Raw genomic sequence first — 13827 nt, forward strand, 5'->3', positions numbered from 1 at the left:
AGAGATTTTGGCGCAGCCGACGTGTAAACTCTTTTTATACCAAGGGCCTGAGCGTTTCCATCGCCAGGTCAAGATCCAGTCGAGCGCGGGGGAATACTCTCAGAGCCGGCGCGAAACGACCAGCGGCCCGGAATTCGGACGGGCGAAGACGCCGGCGCCGACGGTCGCAGCCGGGCCGTAGCCATTGGCGCGCATCGGCCTGTTGGCATCGGCCGCAAGGTCCCGAACGATCGATTCGGAGACCGCGCGTGCCGTCGCCAGCACGATCTGGTTGGTCTCGATCAGGCCCTGGAAGGCGAGATGCGCCTCCTTCAACCGCTTGACCTGGTCCGGCACGAAGCGAGCCAGCGCCACGGCGTTGAGCTTCACCTGCTCGACGCCACGCATATAGATGCCGGCGAGCTCGGTCTTGCGCGGCTCGCGCGCCATCGCTTCCGGCAGCCGGCCGGCGCGGACGAGCTCGGTCTCCTCGCCAACGAGATGCGAGAGCGCGCCGAGCGCCTCCAGCACGGCCTCGATCAGGGCGCGGGCACTCAGGGCATCGGCGATACGCGGGCGCTCGTCGAGGATAGGCTTAGCGGCCAGCATTCTGAACTCCGCCGGCGGCCTGCTCCTGGAGGCTGAGCAGGTCGCGCATGATCTGGTTGGAGAGGCCGATCCCGCCGGCCTTCTGGATCTGCTTGGCGTATTGCTGGCTGAGCTGGGAGCGCCAGATGCCGCCGCCGGTGCCGTTCTCGCCGAGCGGGCCCTCGGTGCCCTCGCTGGCGGTGAGCCGGTCGGTCATCTGCTCGAGGAACATGGTCTCGAAATCGTCGGCCTGCTTCTTGGCCTTGGCCTTGGCCGGGTCGAGCGCATCGGCGATGCCGCTGGCGACCTTGCCGGCGACGCCGAGCGCGAGTTTCGCGGCGGGAAGCGCGAGGGCAGCAGTCATCACATCACCTCGATTTCGGCCTGCAGGGCGCCTGCCGACTTGATGGCCTGGAGAATGGAGATCAGGTCGCGCGGGCCGATGCCCAGCGCATTGAGCCCGTCGACCAGCTCGGCGAGCGTCACGCTTTCCTTGACGAGGGCGAGCTTGTTGCCGCCGCCGGTATCGACCTTGACGCTGGTCTGCGGCGTCACCACCGTCCGGCCGCGCGCGAATTCGTTGGGCTGGCTGACCTGCGGCTGCTCGCTGATCGTGACGGTGAGGTTGCCCTGCGCCACGGCGACCGTGGAGACGCGGACATCCTTGCCCATGACGATGATGCCGGAGCGCTCGTCGATGACGATGCGGGCGAGCTGGTCGGGCTCGATGCGCAATTGCTCGATATCGGTGAGCAGCTTGATCATGTTGCCCTTGAAGCGGGCGGGAATCTGCAGGACCACGGTCGAGGGATCGGTCGGCTCGGCCGAGTCGCCGCCGACGAACTCGTTGATCGCGGCCGCCATGCGGCGCGCGGTGGTCAGGTCGGGATTGCGCAGCGACAGGCGCAGCGTCGAGAGCTTGTTCAGGGCGAAGTCGATCTCGCGCTCGACGACGCCGCCATTGGCGATGCGGCCGACGGTCGGCACGCCGCGGGTGATCTTGCTGGCCTCGCCCTCGGCCGAGAAGCCGGAGATCGCGACCGGGCCCTGCGAGACCGCATAGACCTCACCATCGGCGCCGAGCAGCGGCGTGACCAGGAGCGTGCCGCCCTGCAGCGACTTGGCGTCGCCCATCGCCGAGACGGTGACGTCGACGCGGGTGCCCTGTGTCGAGAAGGGCGGCAGATTGGCCGTTACCATCACGGCGGCGACGTTGGCGGTGCGCATGTTGGCGCCGCGGGTGTTGACGCCGAGGCGCTCCAGCATCGCCTGCAGCGACTGCTTGGTGAAGGGCGTGTTGTTGAGCGTGTCGCCGGTGCCATTGAGGCCGACGACGATGCCATATCCGAGCAACTGGTTGGTGCGCACGCCTTCGACCGCGGCGAGGTCCTTGATGCGGGAGAGCGCGAACACCGGCTGCGACGACAGGCCGACAACCACGGCCAGCAGGGCGGCCAGCGGCTTCAGCAGCGTCTTCAGGGCGGGTTTGCGAAACATGCGTCGGCACCAGGAGGCAGTTGAACTCGCCTGCAGCCTTGCGAGCGGCGTGCCAATCCGCTCAAAATTGAAAAGCCTTGTTTGTCAGTCCTTTGCAGTTCGGCGGCATGTTGGGGAGGCTCTTGCGGGGCCTGCGCTTCCTGCCGGGGCGGCAGTTTCTGCCGGGCAATTTACCGGCTGTTAACCGTCTTCCGACAAGACTTCATTAACTCTTACACGAGGCCGCCGATGATCAGGATCGACCAGCGCGCGCCCGTCTCGAATGCCGGCCCGGCCAGTTCCGCGAGGCGCTCGAGCGGCGCGGCCTTCACGCTTCCGACGCAGGACAGCGCGACCGCGACCCGCAGCAGCGGCGTCAGCGCGGCCGGGCCGCTCGATACGCTGCTCGCCGTCCAGGCGCAGGAGGATTCGCAGGATCGCAAGCGCCGGCAGGCGAGGCGCGGGCATGACCTGCTCGACGGACTCGACCGGCTGAAGGCGGCGTTGCTCGCGGGCCGGGTGCTGCCCTCCGAGCTTGACCGGCTGCGCACGACGTTGGCGCTGCGGCGCGAAACGACCGACGATCCGCGCCTCGACGAGGTTCTCGCTCATATCGAGCTGCGCGCGGCGGTGGAACTGGCGAAGCTGAAGCGCTGAGGCGTTCAAGCGAGTTCGCCAGAGTCTGTTGATTTTCCCCGGAAACACGACGTCATCCCGGGCGTGCCCCGGGATCCATCGTAAGGCTCCGCATTCCACGATGGATCCCGGATCTGCTCGGCTGCGCCGCTTGTCCGGGATGACGGCGCGGTTCCGTCGAAAATCAGCCTGACTTACCGGATGAACTGATCGACATATTCTGCGCCCAGCCCGTTCTGCGCGTAATGCGCCCGGCATTTGTCGATGCGGGTGAAGACGTCGTCATAGCCGAGGCATTTGCCGTCCGGATCGACATAGATCATTGCGCCGTTCACCTGGAACATGGTGATCATCTCCTCGACATCGGGATCGACCACCAGCGTATGCGTCTCGCCCGGCGCCTCGTAGACATAGGCGCCCTCGGTCGCGACCCAGTCATGCTCAAGGTAACGCCATTTGCCTTTCAGCACGTAACCGTGGACCGGCAGCGGGTGGCGATGGCGCGAGAGCACGCCGGCGCGGCGGACCTTGAGCAGGTTCATCCAGTAGCCGCGTGAGGTGCAGAGAAGCAGGGGGCGGAACCAGACATTGTCGTCGACCGGCACCCAGACGCGCTCGTCGGTCGGGATCACGTTGGGGACGATCAGTTCCGGCGGCGATTCCTTCGGCTGGGGATGGCGGTAAGGCGTCCAGCGCTCCTCCTGCGTAGCCGCGACAGGCATCGGGCTCGTCGTGTTCATGGCGTCTCTCCCGTGCTGATGTTCTGATTCAATGCGTGCGCAATCTGATTCAGGATTCTGGATTAAGATATTGATCGAGATGCGTTTTTAAACGGTGAGATAGCCGCCGTCGACCGGCAGGATCGCGCCGGTGACGAACTGGGCCGCGTCCGAGAGCAGGAAGGCGATGGCGCCGCCGACATCGCCGGGCTTGCCCCAGCGCCCCATCGGCGTGCGGGCGAGGATCGGCGCCGAGCGCTCGGCATCCTCGACCAGCGGCCGGGTCAGTTCCGTCTCGATCCAGCCCGGCGCTACGGCATTCACGCGGATGCCGTCCTGCGCCCAGGCTGCGCCGAGCGACTTGGTGAGCTGGCCGATGCCGCCCTTGGAAGCCGCATAGCCCGGTGCGAAGGGCGAGCCGTGGAAGGTCAGCATCGAGGCGATGTTGACGATGGCGCCGCCGGTCTTGTCCGCGCTCTTGGCGGCGAGCTTGTCCTTGGCGGCGAGGCACATCCGCATCGTGCCGTTGAGATTGACCTCGATCGTCAGGCGGAAAGCATCGATCTCGAATTCCTTGCCGCCGCGCTGGATCATGCCGGCGCAGTTCACCAGCGCGTCGAGGCGCGGGCAGGTCGCGACGATGGCGGCGACCTGATCGTCGCGGGTCACGTCGAGCCGGGCATGGCGGATGGCGGGATGGGCAGGCGACGCCGCGACCTCCTCCTCGGTCAGGCCGGTGGCGAGGACATCGTAGCCGGCCGTGGCCAAGGCGAGGGCGGCGCCGGCGCCGATGCCGCGCGTGCCGCCGGTGACGAGAGCGAATTTGGTCGAAGTGGCGTTTGTCATGGGCCGAGGCTAGAGCGGCCCGTACGCGCGGGGAAGGCAGGATGATGCAGGCCGCCATGCAATGGCGGCCGTTCCGGTCAGTCCCACTTGTACTTCAAGGACAGCATCGCCCGGCCGCGCGTCTCGAAATCGCTGGCGACGAGGGGAACTTTGCGCGCCAACGTGACATCGAAGGAGGTCTGCCAGGGCAGGGCGGCGAGCTTGGCGAGATCGAGCGAGAGTTTCATCTCGGGGGTGAGCGCCGTATGGAGGCCATCGCCCGTCGCGAAGACATAGGTCCCTGCCATGGCGAGCTGGGAGGTCAGGGTCAGGTGCGGGAGCAACTCCTGCCGATAGCCGATCAACGCCTCGCCGATCTGCTCGGGGCTGCCGTAGAGCGCGCTGCCACCGCCGGTGGCGAGGCCCCAGATGAAGCCCTTGCCGCCACCGACCGGCTGGGCCAGCCGCCAGCGCAGCTCGGCATTCCGCGTCGCGCCGAGAGCGGCAGGATCGGACAATGTCGTCGAGAGCGAGAACACGTCCCGACCGAGCTTGAAGCCGACCGCGCGATCCTGCTCCGTGCTCATCGTGTTCTGGCGCGCGGCAAAGCCCTTGCGGATGATGTCGACCGGAATCGGAGTGCGGGCGCGCAGATGGGCGCCGGAACTCGCCGCGGCACGGCCGAGCGCAGCCAGCCCCGGATCGAAGACGACGGTGCCGGGATCCGCCGCCGCGAGGGGGAAAGCGGCTGTCGCCTCGGCATCGGGGTCGATCAGGGCACCGCGCGGGATCGGCAACGGCATGGCCGGCGCCCCTTCGATCGTGATCGGCGTAGAGGCGAAGGCGGGACCGAACGTCGCTGCCAGAAGAAGCGCGGCCGGCAGGATGCCGGCGCGCATATCGAGAATGAAACGGAACACGTCGTTCGTCCTGTCGCTATGACGAGCGGCAGGTCAGGCTAGGTCGGGAAGGTGCCGATTTTGCGGCAGTGCAGCATAATTCGAAGCGCATCGGATTGCCCGAAAGCTGCGCTTCCCCCGCCGCCCTGAACCCGCTAGGAAGCCACCAGCCGGAAACGGCAGCGGAAAGCCGCGGTTTCGGATCGTTCTATCTGGAAGAGAGCAGGGGTCATCGCATGAGCAAGATCAAGGTCGCCAATCCGATCGTCGACATGGACGGCGACGAGATGACCCGGATCATCTGGCAGAAGATCAAGGACACGCTGATCTTCCCGTATCTGGATCTCGAGCTCGACTATTACGACCTCTCGGTCGAGAACCGCGACGCGACCAACGATCAGGTCACGATCGATGCCGCCAACGCCACCAAGAAGCACGGCGTCGCGGTCAAGTGCGCGACCATCACGCCGGACGAGGCCCGCGTGAAGGAGTTCAACCTCAAGGAAATGTGGAAGTCGCCGAACGGCACGATCCGCAACATCCTCGGCGGCGTGATCTTCCGCGAGCCGATCATCTGCAAGAACGTGCCGCGCCTGGTGCCGGGCTGGACCCAGCCGATCGTCATCGGCCGCCATGCCTATGGCGACCAGTACCGCGCGACCGACTTCAAGTTCCCGGGTAAGGGCACGCTCTCGATCAAGTTCGTCGGCGAGGACGGCAATGTCATCGAGAAGGAGGTCTTCAAGGCCCCTGAGGCCGGCGTCGCCATGGCGATGTACAATCTCGACGACTCGATCCGCGACTTCGCGCGGGCGTCGCTGAACTACGGCCTGATGCGCAAGTACCCGGTCTATCTCTCGACCAAGAACACCATCCTCAAGACCTATGACGGCCGCTTCAAGGACATCTTCCAGGAGATCTACGAGAAGGAGTTCAAGGCGGAGTTCGACAAGCTCGGCATCACCTACGAGCACCGCCTGATCGACGACATGGTCGCCTCGGCGATGAAGTGGTCGGGCGGCTATGTCTGGGCCTGCAAGAACTACGACGGCGACGTGCAGTCCGACACCGTGGCGCAGGGCTTCGGCTCGCTCGGCCTGATGACCTCGGTGCTGATGACGCCGGACGGCAAGACCGTCGAGGCCGAGGCCGCGCACGGCACGGTGACCCGCCACTATCGCGAGCACCAGAAGGGCAAGGAGACCTCGACGAACTCGATCGCCTCGATCTTCGCCTGGACCCGCGGCCTTTCGCATCGCGCCAAGCTCGACAACAATGCAGAGCTCGCCAAGTTCGCTGCGCTGCTGGAGAAGGTCACGGTCGACACGGTCGAGGCCGGCGACATGACCAAGGATCTCGCGCTGCTGGTCGGCGCCGACCAGAAATGGCTCTCGACCACCGGCTTCCTCGAGAAGGTCAGCGACAACATGCGCAAGGCGATGGCCGCCTGAGTTCGGCCTCTCCTATTGCAATCAATCGAAAGCCTGGCCGAGAGGCCGGGCTTTTTGTTGTGGGGCCTCGGCTGATGCAATTCAGAAGTTGTTCGATAGTGGCAATGCACCGATAAAGTGCTTTTTGAACGATGAAGGACTTCGTTCACCAGAACTAGGCGGCACAAACCGGAGGTTGCTGGCAGCCGATCATCTTACCGGAAACGATCGTGCAGGCGACCGGATCGGAGGAAACCGTGGACACGAGCGAGTTGGTGGTGTTCGTTACGGCCGGAATGCTGATCGCGGCCGGGGTCGGCTGGCGGATCGGAGCGATCATGACGCCTAGGCCGGAGGCCTTACGCCGCTCGGCGTCATCTCGTGCCTATGAAGCCCGGGATGTCACGCTGGCCGATGACGATCATCGGAGTGGCAGTTCCGTCTAACTGACGAAGGTGGCGGGTCGGGTGTCGCTCGATGTGGCCCCAGCGGCTCACTCAACCCTGACCGGCCGCCGCGCCAGAATCCGATGCTCCGCCAGAGGAGCGTGCAGCACATAGCGCAATTCGTAGACACCCGGCTGGTCCGGAGCCTCCAGCATCGCCTCGACATTCTCCGCAGGGAAAAAGCGCGGGCCTTCCGCATCCGCCGGCGCATCGGGCTTCACCAACATGACGCGATCCTGCTCGCCATTGGGGCCGATGCCGCGCACCGGCAGGCCCTGGCCGCGGCTGATGCGCTCGGGCGCGGCGAGCGTCGCGCTCGGCTCGGTGGTGGCGAGCGGCTGGCGTAGCAGGATGACGGGCGCGTCGTCCTTCTCCACCGTCAGGCGCAGTTCGTAGGTGCCGACCGCGCCGGGGGTCGGCAGGGCCGGCACCGTGTTCTTCAGCTCGATGACGACAATGGCCTTATCCGCCGGATCGTCCGGGCGGGCGATGGCGAGGCGCGCACCTTGCGGCGCATTGCTCAGGAAGACGCCGAGCGGCGCGCCGGCCATGATGGTCCGCGCGGCAGAGAGCGAAGGCTGCGGTGGGCGAGGGGCTTGCCGCTGCTGCTTCTGAGCCGCAGCCGCAGCCGGCCAGAGGCCGGCCGCGATCAAGAGGGTGCGGCGGGAGAGGGCGCGCGCGGAGGCGCTGCTCATCCCCGCTGCCATCAGCCCATCGCGGCGGCGACGGCGTCGAGCGCGGCTTGTGCCTTGCTGCCGTCGGGCCCGCCGGCCTGGGCCATGTCGCGGCGGCCGCCGCCGCCCTTGCCGCCGAGCTGCTCGGAGGCGACACGCACCAGCGCGACCGCATCGAAGCGCTCGGTCAGGTCAGGCGTGACGCCGACGACGACGCCGGCCTTGCCGTCATCGGCGACGCCGACGATGGCGACGACACCGGAGCCGACGCGGGACTTGGCCTCGTCGGCGAGGCTCTTCAGGTCCTTCATCTCGATGCCGGTGACCGCGCGCGCCAGCAGCTTGGCGCCGGCGATCTCCTGGATCGGCTCCTCGGCTGCGCCGCCGCCGCCCATGGCGAGCTTCTTGCGGGCCTCGGTCAGCTCGCGATCGAGCTTGCGGCGCTCTTCGATCAGTGCGGCGAGACGGTTGCCGGCCTCGGCCGCGGGCACCTTGAGCAGGCTGGCGAGCCCGTCGAGAAGGCGCGATTCCTCGTTGAGGCGCAGGCGGGCTCCGTTACCTGTCATGGCTTCGAGGCGGCGCACGCCGGCAGCCACTGCGCCTTCGCCGACGATGCTGACGAGGCCGATATCGCCGGTGCGCGAGGCATGGGTGCCGCCGCAAAGCTCGACCGAATAGGCGCGGCCGGCCGGGTTGTTGCCCATCGCGACGACGCGGACCTCGTCGCCATATTTCTCGCCGAAGAGCGCACGAGCGCCCGAGGCGATCGCCTCGTCGACGCTCATCAGGCGGGTCGTGACCGGCTCGTTCTGCAGGATGATCGCATTGGCGATCTCCTCGACCTCGCGCAGTTCCTCGGCGCTGATCGGCTTGGGATGCGAGAAATCGAAGCGCAGGCGATCGGCCGAGACCAGCGAGCCCTTCTGCGCGACATGGTCGCCGAGGACGAGGCGTAGCGCCTCATGCAGCAGGTGGGTCGCCGAGTGGTTGGCGCGGATCGCCGCGCGGCGCTCATGGTCGACGACGAGCTCGACGGCCGCGCCGAGCTTCAGCTCGCCTTCCTTGACCGTGACGCTATGGGCGAAGACGTCGCCGAGCTTCTTCTGAACGTCCGTGACCTCGACCAGCGTGCCCGGCGCCTTGACCACGCCGGCATCGCCGACCTGGCCACCGGACTCGCCATAGAACGGCGTCTGGTTGACCAGCATGAAGCCGCTTTCGCCGGTCTTCAGCGAGGGAACCTCGGCATTGTCGCGGATCAGCGCGGTGACGACGCCCTCGGCGGTCTCGGTGTCGTAGCCGAGGAACTCGGTCGCGCCGACCTTGTCGCGCAGCGGGAACCAGAGCGTCTCGGTCGCAGCCTCGCCGGAGCCGGACCAGGCGGCGCGCGCCTTGGCCTTCTGCTGCTGCATGGCGGCATCGAAGCCCTCGGTGTCGACCGTGATCTCGCGCGCACGCAGCGCATCCTGGGTCAGATCGAGCGGGAAGCCGTAGGTGTCGTAGAGCGTGAAGGCGACATCGCCCTTGAGGCTCTGGCCGGCGGTCAGGTCCTTCGAGGCGTCGTCGAGCAGGGTGAGGCCGCGCGCCAGCGTGGTGCGGAAACGGGTTTCCTCCAGCTTCAGCGTCTCGGTGATCAGGGCCTCGGCGCGCAGCAGTTCGGGATAGGCGCGACCCATCTCGCGGGTGAGTGCCGGCACGAGCTTGTAGAGCAGCGGCTCCTTGGCGCCGAGAAGCTGCGCATGGCGCATGCCGCGGCGCATGATCCGGCGCAGCACATAGCCGCGACCTTCGTTCGACGGCAGCACGCCGTCGGCGATCAGGAAGGACGCGCAGCGCAGATGATCGGCGATGACGCGATGGCTCGCCTTCATCGGCCCGTCCGGATCGACCGAGGTTAGGTCGGCGATCGCCGTGATCAGCGCACGGAACAGGTCGATATTGTAGTTGTCATGCGTGCCCTGGAGCACGGCCGCGATGCGCTCCAGCCCCATACCGGTATCGATCGAGGGGCGCGGCAGGTCGGTGCGGATGCCGCCGGCCGCTTCCTCGTATTGCATGAACACGAGGTTCCAGATCTCGATGAAGCGGTCGCCATCCTGCTCGGCCGAGCCCGGCGGGCCACCCCAGATATGGTCGCCATGATCGTAGAAGATCTCGGAGCAGGGGCCGCAGGGGCCGGTATCGCCCATGCGCCAGAAGTTATCCGAGGTCGGGATGCGGATGATCTTGTCGTCGGTCAGGCCGGCGATCTTCTTCCAGAGGGCATGCGCCTCGTCATCCTCGGAATAGACGGTGACCGTCAGCTTGTCCTTGGGCAGGCCGAACTCGCGGGTGACCAGGGTCCAGGCGTGATTGATCGCCTGCTCCTTGAAGTAGTCGCCGAAGGAGAAGTTCCCCAGCATCTCGAAGAAGGTGTGGTGGCGGGCGGTGTAGCCGACATTGTCGAGGTCGTTGTGCTTGCCGCCGGCGCGCACGCATTTCTGAGCGGTCGTGGCGCGCGAATAGGGACGCTTCTCCTGCCCGGTGAAGACGTTCTTGAACTGCACCATGCCCGAATTGGCGAACATCAGCGTCGGGTCGTTGCGCGGCACGAGCGGGCTCGACGGCACGATCTCGTGGCCCTGGGACTTGAAGTAGTCGAGGAAGGTCGACCGGATATCGTTGACGCCGCTCATCGCTGTCTTGCGCTCTGATCTTGGGCAGGAGGCCGGGCGCGCCCGGCAGGAAGGTCCGGTTCTAGTCAGGCGGCTCGCCGCTGTCCAGAAAGCTTGATGCGCTGCAGCAGCCGCAAGGTCTTATCGGCAAAGGAAAAGGGCGGCCCGAGGGCCGCCCGCTTGATAGAGGAGGGCAAGAATGGCTCCGCCCGTCATTGGCACCCTCTGCGTCATCCCGGGCTTGACCCGGGATCTATCGTAGAACGCGGCGCCCTCCGATGGATTCCGGATCAGCGCCGCTTCGCGGCTTGTCCGGAATGACGGTCGTATTGTTGCCTCAAGCCTCGCCTTCGTCGAGATCGTCCGCTGTCGGGTCCGCCTGATCGAGGATGCGGTCGGCGACGAGGCCGGAATTCTGGCGGATCGTGGCCTCGATCTTGGCGGCGACGTCCGGATTGGCCTTGAGGAAGCTCTTGGCGTTCTCGCGGCCCTGGCCAAGGCGCTGGCTGTCGAAGGAGAACCACGCGCCGGCCTTCTCGACCATGCCGGCCTTGACGCCGAGGTCGATCAACTCGCCGACCTTCGAGATGCCCTCGCCGAACATGATGTCGAACTCGACCTGCTTGAAGGGCGGCGCGACCTTGTTCTTGACGACCTTGACGCGAACCTGGTTGCCGGTCGCCTCGTCGCGCTCCTTCAGCGTCGAGACGCGGCGGATATCGAGGCGCACCGAGGCGTAGAACTTGAGCGCGTTGCCGCCGGTCGTGGTCTCAGGCGAGCCGTACATCACGCCGATCTTCATGCGGATCTGGTTGATGAAGATGACCATGCAGTTCGAGCGCGAGATCGAGGCGGTGAGCTTGCGCAGGGCCTGGCTCATCAGGCGGGCCTGGAGGCCGGGCTGGACGTCGCCCATCTCGCCCTCGATCTCGGCGCGGGGCGTCAGCGCCGCGACGGAGTCGACCACGAGCACGTCGATCGCGCCGGAGCGGACGAGGGTGTCGGTGATCTCCAGCGCCTGCTCGCCGGTATCGGGCTGCGAGATCAGGAGGTCGTCGAGATTGACGCCGAGCTTGCGGGCATAGACCGGATCGAGCGCATGCTCAGCATCGACGAAGGCGCAGACGCCGCCCTTCTTCTGGGCTTCGGCGATGGTGTGCAACGCCAGCGTGGTCTTGCCCGAGGATTCCGGTCCGTAGATCTCGATGACGCGGCCCTTGGGTAGGCCGCCGACGCCGAGCGCGATGTCGAGGCCGAGCGAGCCGGTCGAGATCGTCTCGATCTCGATCGCTTGCGGGTTCTTGCCGAGCCGCATGATCGAGCCCTTGCCGAAGGCGCGCTCAATCTGGGAGAGCGCCGCATCGAGCGCCTTGGCCTTGTCCATCGAGGAGCCTTCCACGAGTTTGAGATTCGCCTGATTCACGGTTCGGGCTCCTTATGGCAGGGCAAGGGGGACATCTCAATGCGTCTTGACATGAGAATGGTCACGCTTTGTTCTCACTCGCAAGTTCTTTTTTTGTTCCGCGTGTCAGTTTGCGTCAGCATATGGTTTCACAGCGCAGTGGAGCGCTCGTCACTGATACTGCGCCGCCCGCGCCAGAGCCGCCGCCGCCCGGCCGGCTGCTTCGATATAGCCGGGATCGCGATGCACCAGCATGATGGAAAAAGCGCCGTCCATCAGCAGGATGACCTGGCGGGCCAGTTCGGCTGAGGATGGGATGCCGCCCGCAGTGCAAGCGTCGGCGAGCCAGGCCTCGAAGCTGGCCTTGTGACGCGCGCCGATCCTGACGGCCGGGTGCCCGGGCAGCGCGGCGAGTTCGGCGGCGGTCCGCAGAAAGCCGCAGCCCTTCCAGCGCGGATGGCGCGCCGAACGGGCGAGCTGAAGGAAGATCGCTTCGATCTTGTTCGGAAGCCCACCGTCGGCCTCGTCGAACCAGCGTGCCATGAGGGCAAGATTGGGCTGGTCGCGTGCGTCGAGATAGGCGGAGACGAGATCGTCCTTGCTCTCGAAATGATAGTAGAGCGTGCGCTTGGTCACCCCGGCCTTCGCTGCGACCGCATCGACGCTGACTGCGCGGATTCCCTCGTCATAAAAGAGCCGGCTGGCGGCGTCGACGATGCGCTTGCGGGTCGGGCTATCGGGCTTCTTCATGAGCCTATGTATACCGTATAGGTAGTATACACGATAGAGATAGGCGGACAGCCTCCGGCGGTCGATGACCCAGGAGGTTTTCATGCCCGACCATGATCCCGTTCTCTTCGCCAGTGCCGGCGGAATCGCCACGCTGACGCTCAACCGGCCCGACAAGCTCAATGCGTTGAGCTACGGGTTGATCGACCGACTACTCACCCATCTCGATGCCATCGAGGACGACCCGGCCATTCGCGTCGTCATCCTGACGGGCGCCGGCGAACGCGCCTTTTCTGCCGGGGGAGATATTCCCGAGTTCTCGGCCAGCGTCGCTGCCAGCCCCGAAACGGCCGTGCGCGATTTCGTCCGGCGCGGCCAGCGGTTGACCGCCCGGCTGGAGGCGTTCTGCAAGCCGGTGATCGCCGCGGTGAACGGCCTCGCCTATGGCGGCGGCTGCGAGATCACCGAAGCCGTTCCGCTCGCCATCGCCAGTGAGCAGGCGATCTTCGCCAAGCCGGAGATCAATCTCGGCATGCCGCCGACTTTCGGCGGGACGCAGCGCCTGCCGCGGCTGGCCGGCCGCAAGCGCGCACTGGAGCTGCTGCTGACCGGCGATCCCTTCCCGGCCGCGCGGGCGCTGGAGCTGGGGCTCGTCAACCGTGTCGTCGCGCACAGTGACCTGCTACCGGCGGCGCATGAGCTGGCAGGGCGCATCATGCGGCATTCGCCATTGGCGGCGGCCGGCATCCTGACGGCCGTGACCCGCGGTATCAATGTCAGTATCGGCGAAGGGCTGTTGATCGAGAGCGAGCAGTTCGCGCGCATTGCTCCGACTGCGGCTCTGCGCGAGGGGCTAGATGCCTGGATGGCGCGCCGCGCGCCGCATTATGCGGGCTCATGGTGGCGGAGCGCCGGACAGGGAGCGGCGTGATGACGGACCATGCGATCTTCTCGCGCGAGCGCTTCGCCGCCTTTCGCGCGGCGGACAGGGCAGGGCCGGTGCAGATGCTCAACCTGATCCGCCTGCACGAGCAGGCACAATACCCCGACGGACGGGGCGGTTCGGGAGCCGAGGCCTTCGCTGCCTATGGCCGGATCAGCGAGCCGGTTCTGGCGCGGTTAGGCGGGCGCATCCTGTGGCGTGGTCGCTTCGAGCAGATGTTGATCGGGCCCGAGACGGAGCGTTGGGATGCCTGCTTCATCGCCGAATACCCAAGCGTCGATGCCTTTGCGGCGTTGTTTCGCGATCCTGTCTACCGCGAGGCAATGGAGCACCGGCTGGCGGCCGTGAAGGATTGCCGACTCGTTCGCTGCGGTGCGAGCGCGCCGGGCTCGCGCTTCTCCGACGCTTGAAAGCTGAGGCTGGCGGC

General features: G+C 66.4%; 15 protein-coding genes. 4 read left to right on the forward strand and 11 right to left on the reverse strand.

What is annotated here, in order from left to right; all coding sequences use genetic code 11:
- Positions 1 to 99 precede the first annotated feature (99 nt).
- The 3 genes from Q0Q02_RS05265 to Q0Q02_RS05275 are packed head-to-tail and all read right to left on the reverse strand — an operon-like array spanning position 100 to position 2064.
- On the reverse strand, positions 100 to 588 hold the full coding sequence (locus Q0Q02_RS05265) for a hypothetical protein (protein WP_293807519.1): 489 nt from the start codon (positions 586 to 588) through the stop codon (positions 100 to 102).
- Positions 575 to 931, reverse strand: a complete 357-nt coding sequence (locus tag Q0Q02_RS05270; RefSeq protein ID WP_293807520.1) for a rod-binding protein — start codon at positions 929 to 931, stop codon at positions 575 to 577. The genes Q0Q02_RS05265 and Q0Q02_RS05270 overlap by 14 nt, the downstream gene beginning before the upstream one ends.
- The gene (locus Q0Q02_RS05275; RefSeq protein ID WP_293807521.1) at positions 931 to 2064 is read right to left on the reverse strand and encodes a flagellar basal body P-ring protein FlgI; all 1134 of its coding nucleotides are present in this window, start codon (positions 2062 to 2064) and stop codon (positions 931 to 933) included. Before Q0Q02_RS05275 ends, Q0Q02_RS05270 begins: the two co-directional genes overlap by 1 nt.
- A gap of 228 nt (positions 2065 to 2292) precedes the next feature.
- On the opposite strand from Q0Q02_RS05275, the gene Q0Q02_RS05280 reads away from it, so the two are divergent.
- On the forward strand, positions 2293 to 2700 hold the full coding sequence (locus Q0Q02_RS05280) for a flagellar assembly protein FliX (protein ID WP_293807522.1): 408 nt from the start codon (positions 2293 to 2295) through the stop codon (positions 2698 to 2700).
- Positions 2701 to 2873: 173 nt separating this feature from the next.
- On the opposite strand, the gene Q0Q02_RS05285 is transcribed toward Q0Q02_RS05280, so the two are convergent.
- The 3 genes from Q0Q02_RS05285 to Q0Q02_RS05295 form a co-directional block, all read right to left on the reverse strand.
- Positions 2874 to 3419, reverse strand: coding sequence for a 2,4'-dihydroxyacetophenone dioxygenase family protein (locus Q0Q02_RS05285; RefSeq protein WP_293807523.1), 546 nt, complete (start codon positions 3417 to 3419; stop codon positions 2874 to 2876).
- Positions 3420 to 3506: 87 nt separating this feature from the next.
- Positions 3507 to 4244 (reverse strand): SDR family oxidoreductase, encoded by a 738-nt coding sequence (locus Q0Q02_RS05290; protein ID WP_293807524.1) that lies wholly within the window; start codon positions 4242 to 4244, stop codon positions 3507 to 3509.
- A 77-nt stretch (positions 4245 to 4321) separates the two neighbouring features.
- On the reverse strand, positions 4322 to 5143 hold the full coding sequence (locus Q0Q02_RS05295; RefSeq protein ID WP_293807525.1) for a hypothetical protein: 822 nt from the start codon (positions 5141 to 5143) through the stop codon (positions 4322 to 4324).
- A gap of 215 nt (positions 5144 to 5358) precedes the next feature.
- Here Q0Q02_RS05295 and Q0Q02_RS05300 point away from each other — a divergent pair, with 215 nt between their 5' ends.
- Positions 5359 to 6573 carry an NADP-dependent isocitrate dehydrogenase gene (locus Q0Q02_RS05300; RefSeq protein WP_293807526.1) on the forward strand — a complete coding sequence of 405 codons (1215 nt, stop codon included), beginning with the start codon at positions 5359 to 5361 and terminating at the stop codon, positions 6571 to 6573.
- Between the two features lie 154 nt (positions 6574 to 6727).
- On the opposite strand, the gene Q0Q02_RS05305 is transcribed toward Q0Q02_RS05300, so the two are convergent.
- The 5 genes from Q0Q02_RS05305 to Q0Q02_RS05325 all read right to left on the reverse strand — a co-directional run bounded on the left by Q0Q02_RS05305 (position 6728) and on the right by Q0Q02_RS05325 (position 12478).
- Positions 6728 to 6892 carry a hypothetical protein gene (locus tag Q0Q02_RS05305; protein WP_293807527.1) on the reverse strand — a complete coding sequence of 55 codons (165 nt, stop codon included), beginning with the start codon at positions 6890 to 6892 and terminating at the stop codon, positions 6728 to 6730.
- A gap of 153 nt (positions 6893 to 7045) precedes the next feature.
- Positions 7046 to 7693, reverse strand: a complete 648-nt coding sequence (locus Q0Q02_RS05310; protein ID WP_293807528.1) for a hypothetical protein — start codon at positions 7691 to 7693, stop codon at positions 7046 to 7048.
- A gap of 11 nt (positions 7694 to 7704) precedes the next feature.
- Complete coding sequence (alaS, locus tag Q0Q02_RS05315) at positions 7705 to 10347, reverse strand: alanine--tRNA ligase (protein WP_293807529.1); 2643 nt, start codon at positions 10345 to 10347, stop codon at positions 7705 to 7707.
- Between the two features lie 316 nt (positions 10348 to 10663).
- Positions 10664 to 11749, reverse strand: coding sequence for a recombinase RecA (recA, locus tag Q0Q02_RS05320; RefSeq protein ID WP_293807530.1), 1086 nt, complete (start codon positions 11747 to 11749; stop codon positions 10664 to 10666).
- 150 nt (positions 11750 to 11899) lie between these two features.
- Positions 11900 to 12478: a TetR/AcrR family transcriptional regulator gene (locus Q0Q02_RS05325; protein WP_293807531.1), complete on the reverse strand. Its 579-nt coding sequence runs from the start codon at positions 12476 to 12478 to the stop codon at positions 11900 to 11902.
- 82 nt (positions 12479 to 12560) lie between these two features.
- On the opposite strand from Q0Q02_RS05325, the gene Q0Q02_RS05330 reads away from it, so the two are divergent.
- The gene (locus tag Q0Q02_RS05330) at positions 12561 to 13388 is read left to right on the forward strand and encodes a crotonase/enoyl-CoA hydratase family protein (RefSeq protein WP_293807532.1); all 828 of its coding nucleotides are present in this window, start codon (positions 12561 to 12563) and stop codon (positions 13386 to 13388) included.
- Entirely contained in the window at positions 13388 to 13810 is a 423-nt protein-coding gene (locus Q0Q02_RS05335; protein ID WP_293807533.1) for a DUF1330 domain-containing protein, read from the forward strand. Before Q0Q02_RS05330 ends, Q0Q02_RS05335 begins: the two co-directional genes overlap by 1 nt.
- Positions 13811 to 13827: the final 17 nt, after the last annotated feature.

The sequence above is a fragment of the uncultured Allobosea sp. genome (assembly GCF_945956895.1).
In the GTDB taxonomy this organism is placed as follows: Bacteria; Pseudomonadota; Alphaproteobacteria; order Rhizobiales; family Beijerinckiaceae; genus Allobosea.

What these genes read in the sequence shown, in the direction of transcription:
- Q0Q02_RS05335 (WP_293807533.1), top strand. Translation starts at nt 13,388, where the DNA reads ATGACGGACCATGCGATCTTCTCGCGCGAGCGCTTCGCCGCCTTTCGC.
- alaS (WP_293807529.1), bottom strand. Translation starts at nt 10,347, where the DNA reads ATGAGCGGCGTCAACGATATCCGGTCGACCTTCCTCGACTACTTCAAG.
- Q0Q02_RS05275 (WP_293807521.1), bottom strand. Translation starts at nt 2,064, where the DNA reads ATGTTTCGCAAACCCGCCCTGAAGACGCTGCTGAAGCCGCTGGCCGCC.
- Q0Q02_RS05330 (WP_293807532.1), top strand. Translation starts at nt 12,561, where the DNA reads ATGCCCGACCATGATCCCGTTCTCTTCGCCAGTGCCGGCGGAATCGCC.
- Q0Q02_RS05280 (WP_293807522.1), top strand. Translation starts at nt 2,293, where the DNA reads ATGATCAGGATCGACCAGCGCGCGCCCGTCTCGAATGCCGGCCCGGCC.
- Q0Q02_RS05285 (WP_293807523.1), bottom strand. Translation starts at nt 3,419, where the DNA reads ATGAACACGACGAGCCCGATGCCTGTCGCGGCTACGCAGGAGGAGCGC.
- Q0Q02_RS05300 (WP_293807526.1), top strand. Translation starts at nt 5,359, where the DNA reads ATGAGCAAGATCAAGGTCGCCAATCCGATCGTCGACATGGACGGCGAC.
- Q0Q02_RS05290 (WP_293807524.1), bottom strand. Translation starts at nt 4,244, where the DNA reads ATGACAAACGCCACTTCGACCAAATTCGCTCTCGTCACCGGCGGCACG.
- Q0Q02_RS05305 (WP_293807527.1), bottom strand. Translation starts at nt 6,892, where the DNA reads ATGATCGCTCCGATCCGCCAGCCGACCCCGGCCGCGATCAGCATTCCG.
- Q0Q02_RS05270 (WP_293807520.1), bottom strand. Translation starts at nt 931, where the DNA reads ATGACTGCTGCCCTCGCGCTTCCCGCCGCGAAACTCGCGCTCGGCGTC.
- Q0Q02_RS05325 (WP_293807531.1), bottom strand. Translation starts at nt 12,478, where the DNA reads ATGAAGAAGCCCGATAGCCCGACCCGCAAGCGCATCGTCGACGCCGCC.
- Q0Q02_RS05265 (WP_293807519.1), bottom strand. Translation starts at nt 588, where the DNA reads ATGCTGGCCGCTAAGCCTATCCTCGACGAGCGCCCGCGTATCGCCGAT.
- Q0Q02_RS05310 (WP_293807528.1), bottom strand. Translation starts at nt 7,693, where the DNA reads ATGAGCAGCGCCTCCGCGCGCGCCCTCTCCCGCCGCACCCTCTTGATC.